The organism is Rhodococcus sp. NPDC003382 (assembly GCF_053589135.1).
Genome location: NZ_JBSFRH010000022.1, coordinates 41,977 through 57,683, shown reverse-complemented (window position 1 = coordinate 57,683; position 15,707 = coordinate 41,977). Strand labels below are relative to the sequence as shown.

At 68.6% G+C, this 15,707-nt stretch carries 16 protein-coding genes and 2 tRNA genes; 9 read left to right on the top strand and 9 right to left on the bottom strand.

The window, feature by feature from the left end:
* Positions 1 to 47: 47 nt before the first annotated feature.
* A complete protein-coding gene (locus tag ACWDUD_RS16400) occupies positions 48 to 689 on the top strand; it encodes a TetR family transcriptional regulator (protein WP_307846587.1) in 642 nt (213 codons plus the stop codon).
* Positions 690 to 712: 23 nt separating this feature from the next.
* Complete coding sequence (locus ACWDUD_RS16395; RefSeq protein WP_197256765.1) at positions 713 to 1,546, top strand: alpha/beta fold hydrolase; 834 nt, start codon at positions 713 to 715, stop codon at positions 1,544 to 1,546.
* Between the two features lie 11 nt (positions 1,547 to 1,557).
* Here ACWDUD_RS16395 and ACWDUD_RS16390 read toward each other — a convergent pair whose 3' ends face one another.
* Complete coding sequence (locus ACWDUD_RS16390; protein ID WP_197256763.1) at positions 1,558 to 2,139, bottom strand: TetR/AcrR family transcriptional regulator; 582 nt, start codon at positions 2,137 to 2,139, stop codon at positions 1,558 to 1,560.
* 91 nt (positions 2,140 to 2,230) lie between these two features.
* Here ACWDUD_RS16390 and ACWDUD_RS16385 point away from each other — a divergent pair, with 91 nt between their 5' ends.
* On the top strand, positions 2,231 to 3,079 hold the full coding sequence (locus tag ACWDUD_RS16385; RefSeq protein ID WP_307846585.1) for an acyl-CoA thioesterase: 849 nt from the start codon (positions 2,231 to 2,233) through the stop codon (positions 3,077 to 3,079).
* Here the strand turns inward: ACWDUD_RS16385 and ACWDUD_RS16380 are convergent.
* From ACWDUD_RS16380 to ACWDUD_RS16370, 3 genes are all read right to left on the bottom strand, one after another.
* Positions 3,064 to 4,431, bottom strand: a complete 1,368-nt coding sequence (locus tag ACWDUD_RS16380) for an MFS transporter (protein WP_197256760.1) — start codon at positions 4,429 to 4,431, stop codon at positions 3,064 to 3,066. The genes ACWDUD_RS16385 and ACWDUD_RS16380 overlap by 16 nt on opposite strands.
* Before the next feature lie 76 nt (positions 4,432 to 4,507).
* Positions 4,508 to 5,404 carry a type IV toxin-antitoxin system AbiEi family antitoxin domain-containing protein gene (locus ACWDUD_RS16375; protein ID WP_197256758.1) on the bottom strand — a complete coding sequence of 299 codons (897 nt, stop codon included), beginning with the start codon at positions 5,402 to 5,404 and terminating at the stop codon, positions 4,508 to 4,510.
* A 172-nt stretch (positions 5,405 to 5,576) separates the two neighbouring features.
* Entirely contained in the window at positions 5,577 to 6,119 is a 543-nt protein-coding gene (locus ACWDUD_RS16370; protein WP_307846583.1) for a TetR/AcrR family transcriptional regulator, read from the bottom strand.
* Between the two features lie 214 nt (positions 6,120 to 6,333).
* On the opposite strand from ACWDUD_RS16370, the gene cmrA reads away from it, so the two are divergent.
* Positions 6,334 to 7,137 (top strand): mycolate reductase, encoded by an 804-nt coding sequence (gene cmrA, locus ACWDUD_RS16365; protein WP_197256754.1) that lies wholly within the window; start codon positions 6,334 to 6,336, stop codon positions 7,135 to 7,137.
* Here the strand turns inward: cmrA and ACWDUD_RS16360 are convergent.
* A complete protein-coding gene (locus ACWDUD_RS16360) occupies positions 7,134 to 8,936 on the bottom strand; it encodes a helicase HerA-like domain-containing protein (protein ID WP_197256752.1) in 1,803 nt (600 codons plus the stop codon). The two genes, cmrA and ACWDUD_RS16360, sit on opposite strands and share 4 nt — an antisense overlap.
* Before the next feature lie 87 nt (positions 8,937 to 9,023).
* Here ACWDUD_RS16360 and orn point away from each other — a divergent pair, with 87 nt between their 5' ends.
* Together orn and ACWDUD_RS16350 are read left to right on the top strand one after the other, a co-directional pair.
* A complete protein-coding gene (gene orn, locus ACWDUD_RS16355) occupies positions 9,024 to 9,623 on the top strand; it encodes an oligoribonuclease (RefSeq protein ID WP_197256750.1) in 600 nt (199 codons plus the stop codon).
* An 83-nt stretch (positions 9,624 to 9,706) separates the two neighbouring features.
* Positions 9,707 to 9,784, top strand: a tRNA-His gene (locus ACWDUD_RS16350).
* Between the two features lie 160 nt (positions 9,785 to 9,944).
* Here ACWDUD_RS16350 and ACWDUD_RS16345 read toward each other — a convergent pair.
* Entirely contained in the window at positions 9,945 to 11,084 is a 1,140-nt protein-coding gene (locus ACWDUD_RS16345) for a L,D-transpeptidase (protein WP_197256748.1), read from the bottom strand.
* A gap of 350 nt (positions 11,085 to 11,434) precedes the next feature.
* Between ACWDUD_RS16345 and ACWDUD_RS16340 the strand changes: the two genes are divergently transcribed.
* Positions 11,435 to 11,507, top strand: a tRNA-Lys gene (locus tag ACWDUD_RS16340).
* 52 nt (positions 11,508 to 11,559) lie between these two features.
* Here ACWDUD_RS16340 and ACWDUD_RS16335 read toward each other — a convergent pair.
* Positions 11,560 to 12,327: a L,D-transpeptidase gene (locus ACWDUD_RS16335; protein WP_197256746.1), complete on the bottom strand. Its 768-nt coding sequence runs from the start codon at positions 12,325 to 12,327 to the stop codon at positions 11,560 to 11,562.
* Positions 12,328 to 12,500: 173 nt separating this feature from the next.
* Positions 12,501 to 12,722 (bottom strand): DUF3618 domain-containing protein, encoded by a 222-nt coding sequence (locus ACWDUD_RS16330; RefSeq protein WP_197256744.1) that lies wholly within the window; start codon positions 12,720 to 12,722, stop codon positions 12,501 to 12,503.
* A gap of 71 nt (positions 12,723 to 12,793) precedes the next feature.
* Here ACWDUD_RS16330 and bcp point away from each other — a divergent pair, with 71 nt between their 5' ends.
* Positions 12,794 to 13,267 (top strand): thioredoxin-dependent thiol peroxidase, encoded by a 474-nt coding sequence (gene bcp / locus ACWDUD_RS16325; protein WP_197256742.1) that lies wholly within the window; start codon positions 12,794 to 12,796, stop codon positions 13,265 to 13,267.
* Here bcp and ACWDUD_RS16320 read toward each other — a convergent pair.
* A complete protein-coding gene (locus tag ACWDUD_RS16320) occupies positions 13,264 to 14,643 on the bottom strand; it encodes a M20/M25/M40 family metallo-hydrolase (RefSeq protein ID WP_450109965.1) in 1,380 nt (459 codons plus the stop codon). The two genes, bcp and ACWDUD_RS16320, sit on opposite strands and share 4 nt — an antisense overlap.
* A 199-nt stretch (positions 14,644 to 14,842) precedes the next feature.
* Here ACWDUD_RS16320 and ACWDUD_RS16315 point away from each other — a divergent pair, with 199 nt between their 5' ends.
* On the top strand, positions 14,843 to 15,706 hold the full coding sequence (locus ACWDUD_RS16315; RefSeq protein WP_197256740.1) for a cyclopropane mycolic acid synthase family methyltransferase: 864 nt from the start codon (positions 14,843 to 14,845) through the stop codon (positions 15,704 to 15,706).
* Position 15,707 lies beyond the last annotated feature (1 nt).

Sequence of the window (15,707 nt, the reverse complement as noted above, 5' to 3'; positions counted from 1 at the left end):
ACACCGATTTTCGATTCGCGGAGGCCGCTCTGCATAGACTCGGACCCGTGTCCGTAGTTCCCGTCCCCGAACCCGCCAGCCGGGCCGCCCGCAAGGAACGCACGCGCCGCGCACTGCTCGACGCCGCACTCGAATTGTCGGCGGATCGGAGTTTCTCCACGGTGAGCCTGCGAGAGGTCGCCCGTCGGGCGGGGATCGTCCCCACCGCGTTCTACCGGCATTTCGCCTCGATGGACGAACTCGGCGTCACCCTGGCCGCCGATACGATGCGCGTGCTCCGGCAGGTGCTGCGCGATGCGCGCCGCGCCCGCAACGCCGGCGACAACGCCCGTGCGTCGCTGGCCGTCCTCGTCGAACAGATCCGCGCCCACGAGGCCTCGTTCCGCTTCCTCGCGCGCGAACGGCACGGCGGGCTGCCCGAGGTGTCCCGCGCCGTCAACGACGAATTGCATTTGCTCACAGTGGAACTCGCTGTCGACCTCGGCAGCATGGCGGGGCTCGGCGACTGGAGCGACGACGACCTGGAGATGGCCGCCGCCCTGCTCGTCGTCGCCCTGCTCGAGGTGGCCGTCGACCTGCTCGCCGTCGAAACGGGCGGACCGGACGAGGCCGCGGTGATCGCACGCGGTGAGAAGCAGATGCGCCTGATCATTCTCGGCATGGGGGCCTGGAAACCGGCCCACGAGTGACCGCTACACCGTACGGTGGCGCCATGTTCGAGATCAGCCGCGTCGCGCTCGGAGACCTCACATTCGACGTCCGCGTCGCCGGGCCCGAAGACGGCCCTCCGCTCGTGCTGCTGCACGGCTTCCCCGAAACCGGGCGCAGCTGGGAACCGGCGGGCCGGTTGCTCGCCGACGCGGGCCTGCGGGTGATCGTCCCCGACCAGCGCGGCTACTCCCCCGGCGCCCGGCCCACCGAGGTGTCCGCGTACGCGGTCGGTGAACTGGTCGGCGACGTCCTCGGCCTGCTCGACAGTTTCGGTATCGAGGCGGCGCACGTGGCCGGGCACGACTTCGGCGCGGTCGTCGGCTGGCATCTCGCTGCACATCATCCCGATCGCGTTCGCACACTCACCGCGGTGTCGGTGCCGCACCCCGGCGCCTACAGCTGGGCGCTGCAGCACGATGCCGACCAGAAGTCCCGCTCCGCGTACATCAAGCTGTTCCGGATGGAGGGCACGGCCGAGTCGGCGCTGCTCGACAACGGCGCCCGGCGGCTGCGCGCGATGTACAACCCGATGCCCGATCGCGCTGCCGTGGACGAGTACGTGCGGGTGCTCACCGCGCCCGGCGCGATGACCGCCGCCCTGAACTGGTACCGCGCGTTGACCAGGGACTTCCGCAGCATTCCGTCGGTGAAGGTGCCCACCACCTACGTGTGGAGCACCGCCGACGTCGCGGTCGGCCGGGCCGGCGCCGAACGGTGCGGCGAGTTCACCGAAGCGGACTACGACTTCGTCGTGTTGGACGACGTGAGCCATTGGATTCCCGAGGAGGAACCGGCGGCACTGGCGGAGTCGATCCGGGCACGCATCGCGGGCTGACGGGCCACCCCTCAACCGGCGTCACCGCTCCGCAGCGCGCAGAGCATTTCCAGTTCGTCGACGACCGCGTCGAGCGGTGCCGCACTGCGTTGCGCCTGCGCCAGGATCAATCCGCCTTCGAGCGCGCTGACGACCATCGTCGCGAGGGTCGCGGCGCGGGCCGGATCGACTCCGTCGCCGACGAGCCGCGCGCCGATCATCTCGGTCCAGCGCGCAAAGGAGATCCCGGCGAGGTCACGGGCCGACGCTTCGGTACCCAGCGCTGCCGCCACGATCGGGCAGCCCGCGACGTAGTCGGTGCCCTCGAGCCCGCGTCGCCACAGGTCGACGATGGACCGGACCGCGGTGACGGTGTCGCCGGAGTCCAGGATCCGCTGGATTCTGTCGGTCAGCTGGTCCGCGGCCGAGCGCGTGGCTTCCTCGATCAACTGGCTCTTGCCGCCGGGAAAGTGGTGGTAGATCGATCCTCGGGGGGCGCCGCTGTGGGCCAGGACATCGGCGAACGAGGTCGCGGCCACCCCACGTTCCCGCATCAGGGCCACGGCGCTGGCCGTCATCGCCGCGCGTGGTCCCCCGTCCTGTCGCCGTGCCATGACGCCCTCCTCGATCCGATGGGGATTGCCCTCTCGCATTATGTATGTTGTCATACTTAGAAGCCCAGTTCCAGGACGTCAGGAGTCCACCGTGACCGAACTCGACACCACCCGCGACACCGACGTCTGCGGAACCGGCACCCACGTCTTCGACGACGCCGTCGCCCTCGTCGCCGCCGACGCGCACCGCTACACGGGCCGCACGCACCCGGCGTACGCGAACATGGTCGGGCCGTTCGGCGGCATCACGGCCGCGACGCTGCTGCGCGCGGTCCAGCAGCATCCCGAGGTTCTCGGCGTTCCCCTCTCGCTCACCGTCAACTACTGCGGTGCGCTGGCGGACGGCGAATTCGAGATCGTCGCTCGTCCGGTGCGCACCAACCGCTCCACCCAGCACTGGTCGATCGAACTGTCGCAGGACGGGGCGGTCACGACCACCGCGACCGCGGTGTTCGGCACCCGACGCGAGACCTGGTCGTCGACCGAGGCCGTCGCACCCGACGCGCCCCCGGCGGAGGACGTCTCCGAGCAGTCGCTGCCGGAATTCATCGCCTGGGCACGCAACTACGAGATGCGTTTCGTCGAGGGCGCCGTGCCCGGCCCGGAGACCGGCGAGCACCCGGATTCGACGACGACGCTGTGGGTGCGGGACACTCCCCCGCGACCGCTGGATTTCGCAGCGCTGACCGCGCTGTCCGATGTGTTCTACCCGCGCGTGTTCCTGCGCCGCGGGCAGTACATGCCCGCCGGAACCGTGTCGCTGACCGTGTACTTCCACGCCGACGAGCACGCCCTGGACCGCCAGTCCGACGCGTCCGTCCTCGCGACGGCGCGCTCGCAGCATTTCGGCAAGGGCTATTTCGATCAGTCCGGCGAGCTGTGGAGCAGCGACGGCGAACTGCTCGCGACCACTCACCAGCTGGTCTACTTCAAGGGCTGACCACGACCTCCGGCCTTCAGGGGCTGCCCCACGGCCTCCGGTGCCCGCACGGCCAGCAGCGCCGCGAGGCCGGCGCCCAGCACCACGAGCAGCCCGGCGATGCCGGCGCGGTCCGTGCCGAAACCCCAGGCGAAGAACCCGAACAACGTCGGCGCCAGGAACGACACCGCCCGGCCTGTGGTGGCGTAGAGCCCGAACATCTGCCCTTCCCGGCCCGGCGGCGTGATCCGTGCCAGGAAGGTGCGTGCCGACGCCTGCGCGGGCCCGACGAACAGGCACAGCAGCAGCCCGAAGATCCAGAACAGCAATGGTCCGGACACCGCGAGCAGAACGACGCCGACGACGATCATCGCGGCGAGCGAGACGACGATGACCGCCTTGGGACCGACCCGGTCGTCGATGCGGCCCGCGACGAGCGCACCGAGCGCGGCCACGACATTGGCCGCGACACCGAACAGCAGCACGTCACCCGTCCCGATGCCGTAGACGGTCACGGCCAGTACCGCCCCGAACGTGAAGACCCCGGCGAGACCGTCGCGGAACAGCGCCGACGCGCCGAGAAACCAGACGGTGCGGCGATCCGCGGTCCACAGGTCCCGCAGATCGCGCCACAGCACCCGGTACGCCTCGGTGATGCGGCCCTTCTCGGCACCGGGGTGGACACCGGTCGGCGGCAGTTCGGGAACAGCGAGCAGCACCGGGATCGCGAAGATCCCGAACCACGCGGCGGCGAGCAGCGCGACCAACCGGATGTTGGTGCCGTCGTCGGTGCTCAACCCGAGGAATCCGCGGGTGTCGCCGTCACCGGCGATGAAGCCCGTGTAGCACAACAACAGCAGCACGATGCCACCGAAATAGCCCATGGACCAACCGAATCCGGAGACCCGTCCGATGTTCTGCTCGGTGGAGATCTGCCGCAGCATTGCGTTGTAAGGCACCTGGGCGAGCTCGACGATCACCGATCCCACACCGAGCAGCACCAGCCCCAGCCAGAGGTAGTGATAGTCGTCGCGCACGAAGTACATCCCGGCCATCGCGGTGACGGTGACGAACGTGAGCACCGCGAGGGAGCGTTTGCGACGGCCGGTCGCGTCGTAGTGTTGCCCGGAGATCGGCGCGGTGACCGCGATGACGAACCCCGCGATGCCCAGGGCCCAGCCCAACCACGTACTCGCGGAGACGGTTCCGGGCAGGTCGTCGCCGACGGCGTCGGTGAGATACACGGAGAACACGAACGTGAGGATCACCGCGTTGAACGCGGCCGATCCCCAGTCCCACAGGCCCCACGCGAAGACCTGCCGCCGCGTCGTCGCCGTCCCGATTCCCGCCGGCGCGGCCGTGTGTGCGCTCATTCCCGCAGCCTAAACCGGCCGTTCGAGAACCGCCCCATATGACTGTTGGTGTGCCGATATTTCGGTGCACCAACCGTCATGTCCGTCTTGTACGTGCGCGGGCACGCTCGAAACGCTGTACGACCACGTCGAAGTGGTCCAGTTCCATCCAGCTCCACCGGATGACCTCGAACCCGAGGTCGCGCAGGGCGTCCTCCCGGAACTTCTCGGCGACGAGGTCACGCCGGTCGGAGTACTTGCCTGTCCCGTCGAACTCTCCGACGATCCCGAACTCCTCCCAGAAGAAGTCGAGGCGGAAACGGCGACCGTCGCGTGTGACGACCTCGTGCTGGAGGTGTGGACGGGGCAGACCCGCGTCCTCGATGCGTACCCGCGACAACGACTCGCCGACGCTCTCGCTGCGCGCGTCCAGGAACCCTGCGACCGCCCGGGCTCGTGCGATGCCGTTGAGGCCGCAGGCGGAGTCGAGGATGCGCGGTAACGCGGCTGCCGCCGCGGGGTCGCTGCGCAGGAGCGCATCGCCGATGACGACCGCCTGCGGGCGCGGTGCGGTCCGCGCGACGTCCGCGATCGTCCGCGCCACCGACGTCACCGGCACGTCGTCGACGGTCGCGAGGTCTGCCTCCGACAACCGCGCCGCATGGAAGTGCAATCGTCCCCGCCGTCGTGCGCCCGCGCTCGGTGGCCGCGACACGTGCACACGTGTGAGCGGAAGATTCCATACCGGCGCCCCGTGCAGGACCGCGGCGGAGACGTGGCTGATCACGTGTCCCGGGCTCAGCGTCGAGCCGAGATGCCGCGCGAGCACGCGGTGCCGGCCGGTGTCGTCGAGCGCGTCGTGGTCGCACCTTCGCAGATGGACGCCGTGCGCGATCGGAGCCAGTTCACCGCGTCGAAGGTCGCGCGCGATCTCGAAGGCGGAGACGCCGGCCGCGAGTAGTTGTGCGCGCGTGAGCACTCGTGGATCCCCCATGCGGGTGATCGTGCCGCAGCGTCCGTCGGCGATCCGCCCGGAGACCACCGAATCCGCCGCGCCTGTGGACGGAGCAGCTGCCTGTGGACAACTTGCGGATGAGGACTGCGGCGCCCGAAACAGCGGTTGGTGTACCGATATTTCGGTACACCAACCGTCGTTCTCGACCTGTCTAGACGGTGGCGCCGGCGAGTAGGCCTGCCACCGACTGCCGCATCACGGCGGCGGCCTCGTCGACCCCGAGTTGCAACTCGTCGCGCAGAACGGCCCACGAGCCCCAGGTCGCGGCGGCTCCGAGCGCGTATACCAGGCGGTCGCGCCGGTCCCGGTCGAGGTTTGCGAGTTCGCGGGCGAACAGGATCTTCACCTCGTCGGTGACCCGCGCGATGCAGCGCGCGCGATGAATCTTGAGCGCTTCGGAGAACTGCTGGCGCAGGAGCGACGCCCGCGCATACGGAGCGATGAACTCGAGCAGCCGCGCGCGCTGCCGGCAGAACCCGTCGATCCGTTCGGACAGCGGGAGGTGCGCCGGCACCGGCTCGAACATTTCGTCCTGGCGGCGCAGCATCTCCGCGCCGGTGAATGCCATCAGGGTGTCGAGGTCGTTGAAGTTGACCCACAGTGCCCGCAGCGAGACCCCGGCCTGTTCCGCGACCTGCGCGCCGGTGGGCTTGAGCATGCCCGCCCGGAGCAGCTCGATGTGTGCCTCCACCACTGCCCTGCGAGTGCGTTCCGCGCGGGCTGTTCGACCGTCCGTGACAGTTGTGACCACGATCCCTCACTTCGTTCGACCGCACCGAGCCGGTAGGCCTCGGCAGCGCTTCGCAACCTGCCCTGCGAACAATACCGACCAACCTCCCCGTTTAGGAGAATTGGTTCGAACGACACGGCCGATGAGTTCCGGCCCGCGGCGACTAGGCTGACCCACCGTGACTCTGCCGAACCCCACCCCAGACGCCCGCGCGGTCGTGACCGGCGCCTCCTCCGGTATAGGTGAGGCCCTCGCCACCGAGCTCGCAGCGCGCGGCCACTCGCTCATTCTCGTCGCCCGTCGCGGCGAAGTGATGGAAGAGCTCGCCACGACACTCCGTCAGAAGCACGGCGTCACCGTCGAGGTGCGCGCCTGCGACCTGTCCGACCGCGACGCTCGCGCCGAGCTGGTCGAGGAGCTCGCCGACCGTCACGTCAGCATCCTGTGCAACAACGCGGGTATCGCCACGTTCGGCCCCGTGTCCGGCCTGGATCCGGCGTACGAGCGCGCGCAGGTCGAACTCAATGCGGTCGCCGTGCACGACCTCACCCTCGCGGTGCTGCCGCAGATGGTCGAGCGACGCGCGGGCGCGATCCTCAACGTCGGATCGGCGGCGGGCAACATGCCGATCCCGAACAACGCGACGTACGCCGCGACGAAGGCATTCGTCAACACCTTCTCGGAGTCGCTACGCGGTGAGCTCAAGGGCACCGGCGTGAACGTCACCCTGCTCGCCCCCGGCCCGGTGCGCACCGAGACCCCCGATCCGGCGGACGCGTCGATCGTCGACAAGCTCGTCCCCGACTTCCTGTGGATCTCGAGCGAGCACACCGCGAAGGTGTCGCTCGACGCGCTCGCCGAGAACCGCATGCGCATCGTGCCCGGCCTGATCAGCAAGGCGATGTCGGTCGCGGGCAACTACACGCCGCGCGCGATCGTCGCCCCGATCGTCGGCACCTTCTACAAGAAGCTCGGCGGCTAACGCCGCTTACGGCCGGTGCCGAAGATGCTGCGGGAGATCTCCCGACCCGCAGCCGAGGCCGCCGACCGCAGGAAACTCTTCATCGCGGAGCTGCCCAGCACCTGTTCGACGATCGTCGGCCCCTCGTCCCGGGGGGCCGGCATCGTTTCGGACAGGTCCGGCAGTGGCGGCACGTCCAGCGGCGGATCGACGTTCGGCGCGCCCGCGACCTTCGCCGTCAGCATCTCGTACGCGGATTCGCGATCGATGGTCTGCCCGTACTTCGCGAACAGCGGATGGCCCTGGGCGGCGGTGCGGATCGCGTCGTCGCCGACGGTGTCCATCAGCGACCGTGGCGGCCGGATCCGGGTCCATGCGACCGGCGTCGGGGCGCCCTTCTCGGACAGCACGGTGACGATCGCTTCACCGGTCCCGAGCGAGGTCAGCGACTTCTCCAGGTCGTAGAACGCCGTCTTCGGGTACGTGCGGACCGTCTTGGTGAGCGCCTTCTGGTCGTCGGGCGTGAACGCGCGCAACGCGTGCTGCACCCGCGCACCCAGCTGGGACAGGATCGCGTTCGGGATGTCGGTGGGCAGCTGCGTGCAGAAGAACACGCCGACGCCCTTCGACCGGATGAGCTTGACGGTCTGCTCGACCTGCTGCAGGAACGCCTTCGACGCGTCCGCGAACAGCAGGTGGGCCTCGTCGAAGATGAAGACGAGCTTGGGCTTGTCCAGATCGCCTTCCTCGGGCAACGTCTGGAACAGGTCGGCGAGCACCCACATCAGGAACGTGGAGAACAGCACGGGACGCGCGGCCTGGGCGCCCAGCTCGAACAAGCTGATCACCCCGTTGCCGCCGAGGATGCGCAGCAGATCCTCGGTGTCGAACTCCGGTTCACCGAAGAACGTGTCGCCGCCGTCGGCCTCGAGGTTGACGATCGCGCGCAGGATGACGCCCGCGGTCGCGGCCGAGACGCCCCCGATGCCTTTGAGGTCGGCCTTGCCCTCGTCGCTGGTCAGGTACGCGATGACCTGCCGCAGATCCTTGAGATCGAGCAGCGCCATGCCCCGCTGATCGGCCCAGTGGAAGATCAGCCCGAGCGTCGATTCCTGGGTGGTGTTCAGGCCGAGCACCTTGCTCAGCAGGATCGGACCGAACGCCGTGACGGTCGCGCGCACCGGGATGCCGATGCCCTCGGTGCCGAGCGAGAAGAACTGCGTCGGGAATCCGGCAGGGGTCCACGACGGATCGCCGGTCTCGGCGGCGCGGGTGACGAGCGCGTCGCTGCTCTCCCCGCGCGCGGACAGACCGGACAGGTCGCCCTTGACGTCGGCCATCACCACCGGCACGCCCGCGGCGGACAGCTGCTCGGCGATGCCCTGCAGGGTCTTGGTCTTGCCGGTACCGGTCGCGCCGGCGATCAGACCGTGCCGGTTCATCATGGCCAGCGGAATCCTGACCCGGGCGTTCGGAGCGACGACGCCGTCGTGCACGACGGTGCCCAGTTCGAGGGCGGCGCCGGAGAAGGCGTAACCGGCGGCGATCTCCGCGGCCGGGCCCGCGGGTTCGGCCGCCTCGGGTTCGGCTGCCTCGGCGAGCGCACTCTCCGAGGTCGCTTCGGCCCCGGCTTCGGCCTTCCCCGCCGCAGCGTCGGCCTCGGCCGCGGCGGCGGCCTCCTCGGCCTCGCGTTGGGCGCGTTCGGCTGCAGCGGCGGCTTCGGCGGCTACGCGGGCCGCTTCCTCGGCGGCCGCCTTCGCTGCCTTCGCCTTCTCGGCGGCGGACAGCGCCTCGTCGGACCGGGTCGGATCCACGGTCATGTTCAGCCCTCCTCGAACCAGCACGGCCGGCGTCGGTTTACACCGCAGACCTTATCCCGCTGACGCAGCTGACTAGTCTGTACTCTCGTGCAGGACAAACTTGTTTGGATCGATTGTGAAATGACCGGTTTGCGTATCGGTAGCGACAAACTCATCGAAATCGCCGCGCTGGTCACCGACAGCGACCTCAACGTGCTCGGCGAGGGCGTGGACATCGTGATCCACGCCGACGACGATGCGCTGGCCGCGATGCCGGACGTCGTGCAGCAGATGCACGAGCGCTCGGGGCTGACCGAAGAGGTGCGCCGCTCGACGGTCACGCTGGCCGAGGCCGAGAAGCTCGTCCTCGACTACGTGCGGGCGCACGTGCCGGAGCCCGGGACCGCTCCCCTGGCCGGCAACTCCATCGGCACCGACCGGCAGTTCATCTCCCGGGACATGCCGGAACTCGACAACTACCTGCACTACCGCATGGTCGACGTCAGCTCGATCAAGGAACTGTGCCGACGCTGGTACCCCCGCATCTATTTCGGCCAGCCCACGAAGGGCCTGTCGCACCGCGCGCTCGCCGACATCAAGGAGTCCATCCGGGAGCTGCGCTACTACCGGCGCACCGCGTTCGTCGCCCCGCCCGGGCCGTCGTCTGGGGACATCACGAGCGTCGTAAAGGATCTTGGACCGGCCTGACCAGGCGATTCGTCGTTTTCGGGTAGAGCAGGCTAGTATTTCAATCGCAGTCGCAACCGGCTCCGGCCGATAGCGGATGCAATGGTGAGTGTAGTTCAGTTGGTAGAGCACCAGGTTGTGATCCTGGCTGTCGCGGGTTCGAGTCCCGTCACTCACCCCCAAGAAAGGCCCCGACCGCAAGGTCGGGGCCTTTCCTTTTTGCGCCTCCCGGCCGAGGACCGTGCGCCCACAGCCTCTACCCACTCCTGACCCCCTTACGACGACGGAGGGCGACCAGAATCCGGTCGCCCTCCGTCGGGGTGCACAGCCCGTGCCCCGGGGTCAGGTGTTGGCGTTGCCCGCCTTCCACGTCGACCACGGGATGTTCCAGTCGCCGAGACCTTCGGTTCCCTCCAGGACTCCGCCGACCGTGTTGCGCACGATGACGATGTCGCCGCGCTTGGTGTTGTCGAAGATCCACTTCGCGTTCGCCGGGCTGAGGTTCAGGCAGCCGTGGCTGACGTTGCGCACTCCCTGATCGCCCAGCGACCACGGCGCGGAATGGAAGAAGATGCCGCTGTAGGACATGCGCGTCGCCCAGTCCACCGGCGTGCGGTAACCCTGCGGCGAGTCGGCCGCCACCCCGTACGTGGACGAATCCATGATCATGTGGTCGAAGCGGTCGCCGATCGTGTAGACGCCGTTGGGGGTGGGGGTGCTGTCCTTGCCCATCGACGTCGGCATCGACATGATCGCGCTGCCGTTGCGGTTGACCACGACGGTCTTCGTGTTGTCGTCGACGTCGATGATCACCGCGTCGCCGATGGTGAACGACGAGTGCACGTCCGACTGGCCGAACAGTCCGTCACCGAGGTCCTTGCCGTACGCCTTCACGTCCACGGTCACGGTCGTGCCCGGCGTCCAGTAGTTCTCCGGCCGCCACCGCACCTCACGATTGCTGAGCCAGTAGAACGCACCCTCGACGGGCGGATTCGTGACGATGGTGATGGCCGCCTCGGCCGCGCGCCGGTCCGGGATGTTCTCGTCGAACTGCACCGCGACGGGCTGGCCGATACCGACGACCGAGCCTTCACCGGGCAGCACGTAGGGCTGGGTGAGGTTGCCGGGCGCGCTCGTGGTGAATGTCGCGACGGACGTGGTCGCCCCGCCGAGCCCGTACGCGACCGTCTCGAGCGTGTACTTGCGGTTGTAGCCCAGCGGTTCGGAGTTCGCCCAGGTGGTGCCGTCCGGCGCGAGCACGCCGGCGACCGACGCCCCGTCGGGATTGCGGAGCGTGACGGAATCGAGCTTGCCGTTGACGACCGAGACGGTCACCGGATCGATCGGCGAGAAGCCGACACCGCCGTCGACGACGCTGGAGGACACCGTGGGCTTGATGAGTGCGGCGAGGGGATTCGAATCGATGGGGACCTCGTCGGCACCGCCGGCCGAACCGCCGGCACATGCAGTGACGAAGGTCATGACACCGACCAGTACCGCCCCCAACACCGCCACGGTCGTACGCCGGGAGCGGCGCCGCGGCGTCCGCACACTCTTCTCGATCACTCTCAACCCTCCGATTCCGGACCTCCCCCAGGCCGCAAAACTGCACGTCAATGCGTGTCTCATCGATGATGCCAGCCGGTGAAGACCGAGACCAAATCTGAAACCTCGACGACGAATAACGTTCGAATACCAATCGCCCCGCCACCCACTCGCGTTACCCGCAGACATCGAGGAAATCGCCGTTGACCAGGCGATTTGGCGCCGTACAGCGGAGTGTGTAATCTTCTCTTCGTCGCCGGGACAACGGCCCGGAGACAAACCGCCAAGCGCCATTAGCTCAATTGGCAGAGCAGCTGACTCTTAATCAGCGGGTTCGGGGTTCGAGTCCCTGATGGCGCACAACAGAAGGCCCGCACCGAATTCGGTGCGGGCCTTCTTCGTTCTCCGGGTCTCACCACTCGATGACGACCGGGTCCCCGATCTTCACGTTCTCGAAGTACCACCGCGCGTTCTCGGTGCTGAGGTTGATGCAGCCGTGGCTGACGTTCGCGTAGCCCTGCGAATCCACCGACCACGGTGCGGCGTGCACGAAGATTCCGCCCCACGTCAGACGGACCGCGTATTCGGTGTCGATGCGGTACCCCTCGGGGTCGTCGATCGGAACACCGTAGGTCGACGAGTCCATCACCAGGTTCCGGAACTTCTCGAGCACCGGGAAGGTCCCGGTCGGCGTCTCGTATCCGGGCTTGCCCATCGACGCCGGCATGGTCCGGACGATCTCCCCGTTCAGGGACACGGTGAACTGGTGCGTGGACAGGTTCGCAACCGCGACGAATTCGTCGCCGGTCCGGAACTGCGTCCGGGTGCCGCCGGCCAGGACGGTGACAGCGGTGTGGCCCGGCCAGAATCGGTCCGGAACCCACTCGAGGTGACGGTCGTCGCGCCACCGGAAGGCGCCGGCGACGGGCACGGACGGGATGACCGCGACGGATCGTTCGGCGGCGGCCCGATCGGTCACCGTGGCGCCGAAGCGGACGGTCACCGGCTGCGCGATACCGACCACGGCTCCGTCCGAGGGCGCCAGCGCGGCCACCGGGGGCCCGCCCGGGGGCGCGATGCCGATGCGACCGGCGGAGGCGGCGGACCCCGTAGCCAGCGCGACGCTCGCGGCGAGGATCGCGACCAGGACGAGTCGTGCAACATGCTGCGCAGTCCGCATGACCGTCACCCCTTCGAAGACGAGACGATCGACGTCTTCTCAGTGAACCACGCCGAGATGTGAACCACGCCAAGATCGAAGTCGCAAGAAAGTGATATGTCACAGCGACCGACGCAAAGACGAGGGCACCGCCGTCCGTGAACGGACGACGGTGCCCTCGGATCGACGGATCGTCAGCGCAGCAGTCTGCGCAGAACCAGAGCGCCCACGACGACGCCGACCGCGATGACGGCGTACTTGACGTTCGGCTGATTCACCTTGGCGACGAGCGTCTGCTTGGTGTTGGCAACAAGAGTCTTCGGATTGGTCCGCGCACTCAATTCGTCGAGCGTGCTCGCGAGCTGGTTGCGGGCGTTCTCGATGTCCCGCTCGATGGCCTCGGTGTCCCTACGCACGTGATCCTCCAGGAGTCGCTGTGTGTGCTGCGACCACGGTAGTGGACGCGCGGTCCACTACCGTGGCGGACGTGACGGATAACAGCAGACTCGCCCCCGGCGACCCCGCGCCCGAGTTCACCCTCCTCGACGCCGACGGCAACGAGGTGTCGTTGTCGGACTACCGCGGCCGCAAGGTGATCGTGTACTTCTACCCCGCCGCGAGCACGCCCGGCTGCACGAAGCAGGCATGCGACTTCCGCGACAACCTCGCCGAACTGAACGACGCCGGGCTCGACGTCGTCGGGATCTCCCCCGACAAGCCCGCCAAGCTCGCGAAGTTCCGCGACAAGGAGGAGCTGACCTTCCCGCTGCTCTCCGATCCGGAGAAGACCACGCTCACGGCGTGGGGCGCGTTCGGCGAGAAGAAGATGTACGGCAAGACCGTGACCGGCGTGATCCGCTCGACCTTCCTCGTCGACGAGGAGGGGAAGATCGAGGTGGCGCAGTACAACGTGCGCGCCACCGGGCACGTCGCGAAGTTGCGTCGCGACCTGTCGGTCTAGCTCGCGGACCGCTCGGCCAGGGACCGCAGGAGCAGCGCCTCCGCGACGGCGAGGTTCTCGATCTCCGTCGGATCCACGCTCTCGTTCGGAGCGTGGATGACGCACCGCGGCTCCTCGACACCGATCAGCGCGATCTCCGCTCCCGGCACGGCCCGCTGCAGGGCCGTGCACAGCGGGATCGAGCCGCCCTGGCCGGCGGTTCCGACCTCGCGCCCGTACGCGGCCGCGAGCGCCGCGCGTAGGGCGGCGTATCCGGGGCCGTCGGTGGCCGCGCGGAACGGTTCGCCGAGGGCTTCGCGCTCGATGCGCAGGTGCGCACCCCACGGCACGTGCGCTTCGAGGTGGGCGACGAGGGCGTTCTGCGCGACCAGCGGGTCCAGACCCGGTGGCACCCGCAGGTTCAGCCGCGCCGAGGCGCGGGGCGCGATCGCCGCCACCGAGCCGACGACGGGCGGTGCGTCGATGCCGAGCACGGTCAACGCCGGCCGCGCCCACACGGCGTCGGCGACGGTGCCGGTCGACAGCAGCGACACCCCGTCGAGCACACCGGCGTCGGCGCGGAACCGGTCTTCGGGATAGGGCACCCCGTCCCACTGCCCGAGGGTGTCGAGGCCGTCGACGACGGTGTTGCCGTGTTCGTCGCGCAGGGTGTTCAGCAACCGGACGAGGGCGGCGAGCGCGTCGGGGGCGGCGCCGCCGTACTGCCCGGAATGCACTTCCCCGGCAAGGGTTTCCACATGGACGACGACGTTCGCGATACCGCGCAGCGACGTCGTGACGGTGGGCCGGCCGACTTCCGCGTTGCCGCAGTCGCCGATCACGATCAGGTCGGCGGCGAACAGGTCGGGGCGCTCCGCGACGAGGTGTTCGAGCCCGGCCCCGCCCATCTCCTCGGACCCTTCGACGACGATCCGCACGCCCACCGGCAGGGGCCCGTCGGCGAGGGCCGCGCGCAGCGCGAGCAGGTGCATCACGATGTTGCCCTTGCAGTCCGCGGCGCCCCGGCCGTACCAGCGACCGTCCCGTTCGGTGAGATCGAAAGGCGGCGTGAGCCAGAGGCTTTCGTTACCCGGAGGCTGAATGTCGTAGTGGCTGTAGAGCAGAACCGTGGGAGCTCCGGCCGGGGCCGGACTGTGTCCGACGACGGCGGGGCAACCGTCGGACGTCTCGACGAGTTCGATGTGCTCGATACCGGCGGCGGCGAACGCGTCCCGTACCCAGCGGGCGGCGGCGAGGCACTCCTCCGCGGGGAACTGTCGCGGGTCCGCGACCGAACGGAAGGCGACCAGGGTCGCGAGTTCGGTTCGGGCGGTGGGCATCGCGGCCCGGATCCGGTCGCGGATCCGCTGCAGGGTGTCGGTGTCGGTCACGCTCACACGCCTCCTCGGTGTGTCGGACGAAGGTCTCACGATCGGGCACCGGTGCTCGTCCTGTTCGGTTCCCGTCGCAATCGTAGGATCGTGCGCCGCCGTCTGCCGTTCCGGTGCCGCACGGCGCGCCGACCGCGTAGCGTTGTTTCTCGACATCCGGGCCACCGTCGAACCAGTTCCGGCCCGTGGACGGAAAGGCACTGCGATGCCCACCGAACTGTCACCCTTCTACAAGCAGGTCCAATCCCACTACGACCTGTCCGACGAGTTCTTCGCCCTGTTCCTCGACCCGTCGATGACCTACAGCTGCGCGTACTTCGAACGGGACGACATGACGCTCGAGGAGGCCCAGCTCGCCAAGATCGACCTGGCCCTTGGCAAGTGCGACCTGCAGCCCGGCATGACGCTGCTCGACATCGGCTGCGGCTGGGGATCGACGATGTTCCGCGCGGTCACCCACTACGACGTCGACGTCGTCGGCCTGACCCTGAGCCGCAACCAGTACGAGCACGTCGCGGCCGAGGCCGCCCGGCTGCCCGGTCCGCGGACCGCGCGGGTCCTGTTGCAGGGCTGGGAGGAGTACACCGGCACCGCCGACCGCATCGTGAGCATCGGAGCGTTCGAGCATTTCCGCCGGGAACGCTACGACGAGTTCTTCGAACGGTGTCACCGGATGCTGCCCCCGGGTGGGCGGATGCTGCTGCACACCATCATCGGGCACACCCTCGCGACGCTGAAGTCCCGCGGCATCCCCGTGACCCGCGAGAACGCCCTGTTCCACCTGTTCATCAAGCGCGAGATCTTCCCCGGCGGGCAGCTTCCGCAGCCCGAGGTGGTCGTGGCGGGCGCCGAACGCGCCGGGTTCCGCGTCGAACGCGTCCATCCGCTCGGCCCGCACTACGTCCGCACCCTCGAGCACTGGGCCGCGGCGCTGGCGGACCGGCGCGCCGAAGCGGTCGCGCTGTCCTCCGAGGAAATGTACGAACGCTTCATGAAATACCTGCGCGGATCGGCCGAGCATTTCCGAACCGGACATATCGACGTCATGCAGTTCACCCTCGCCGCATGAG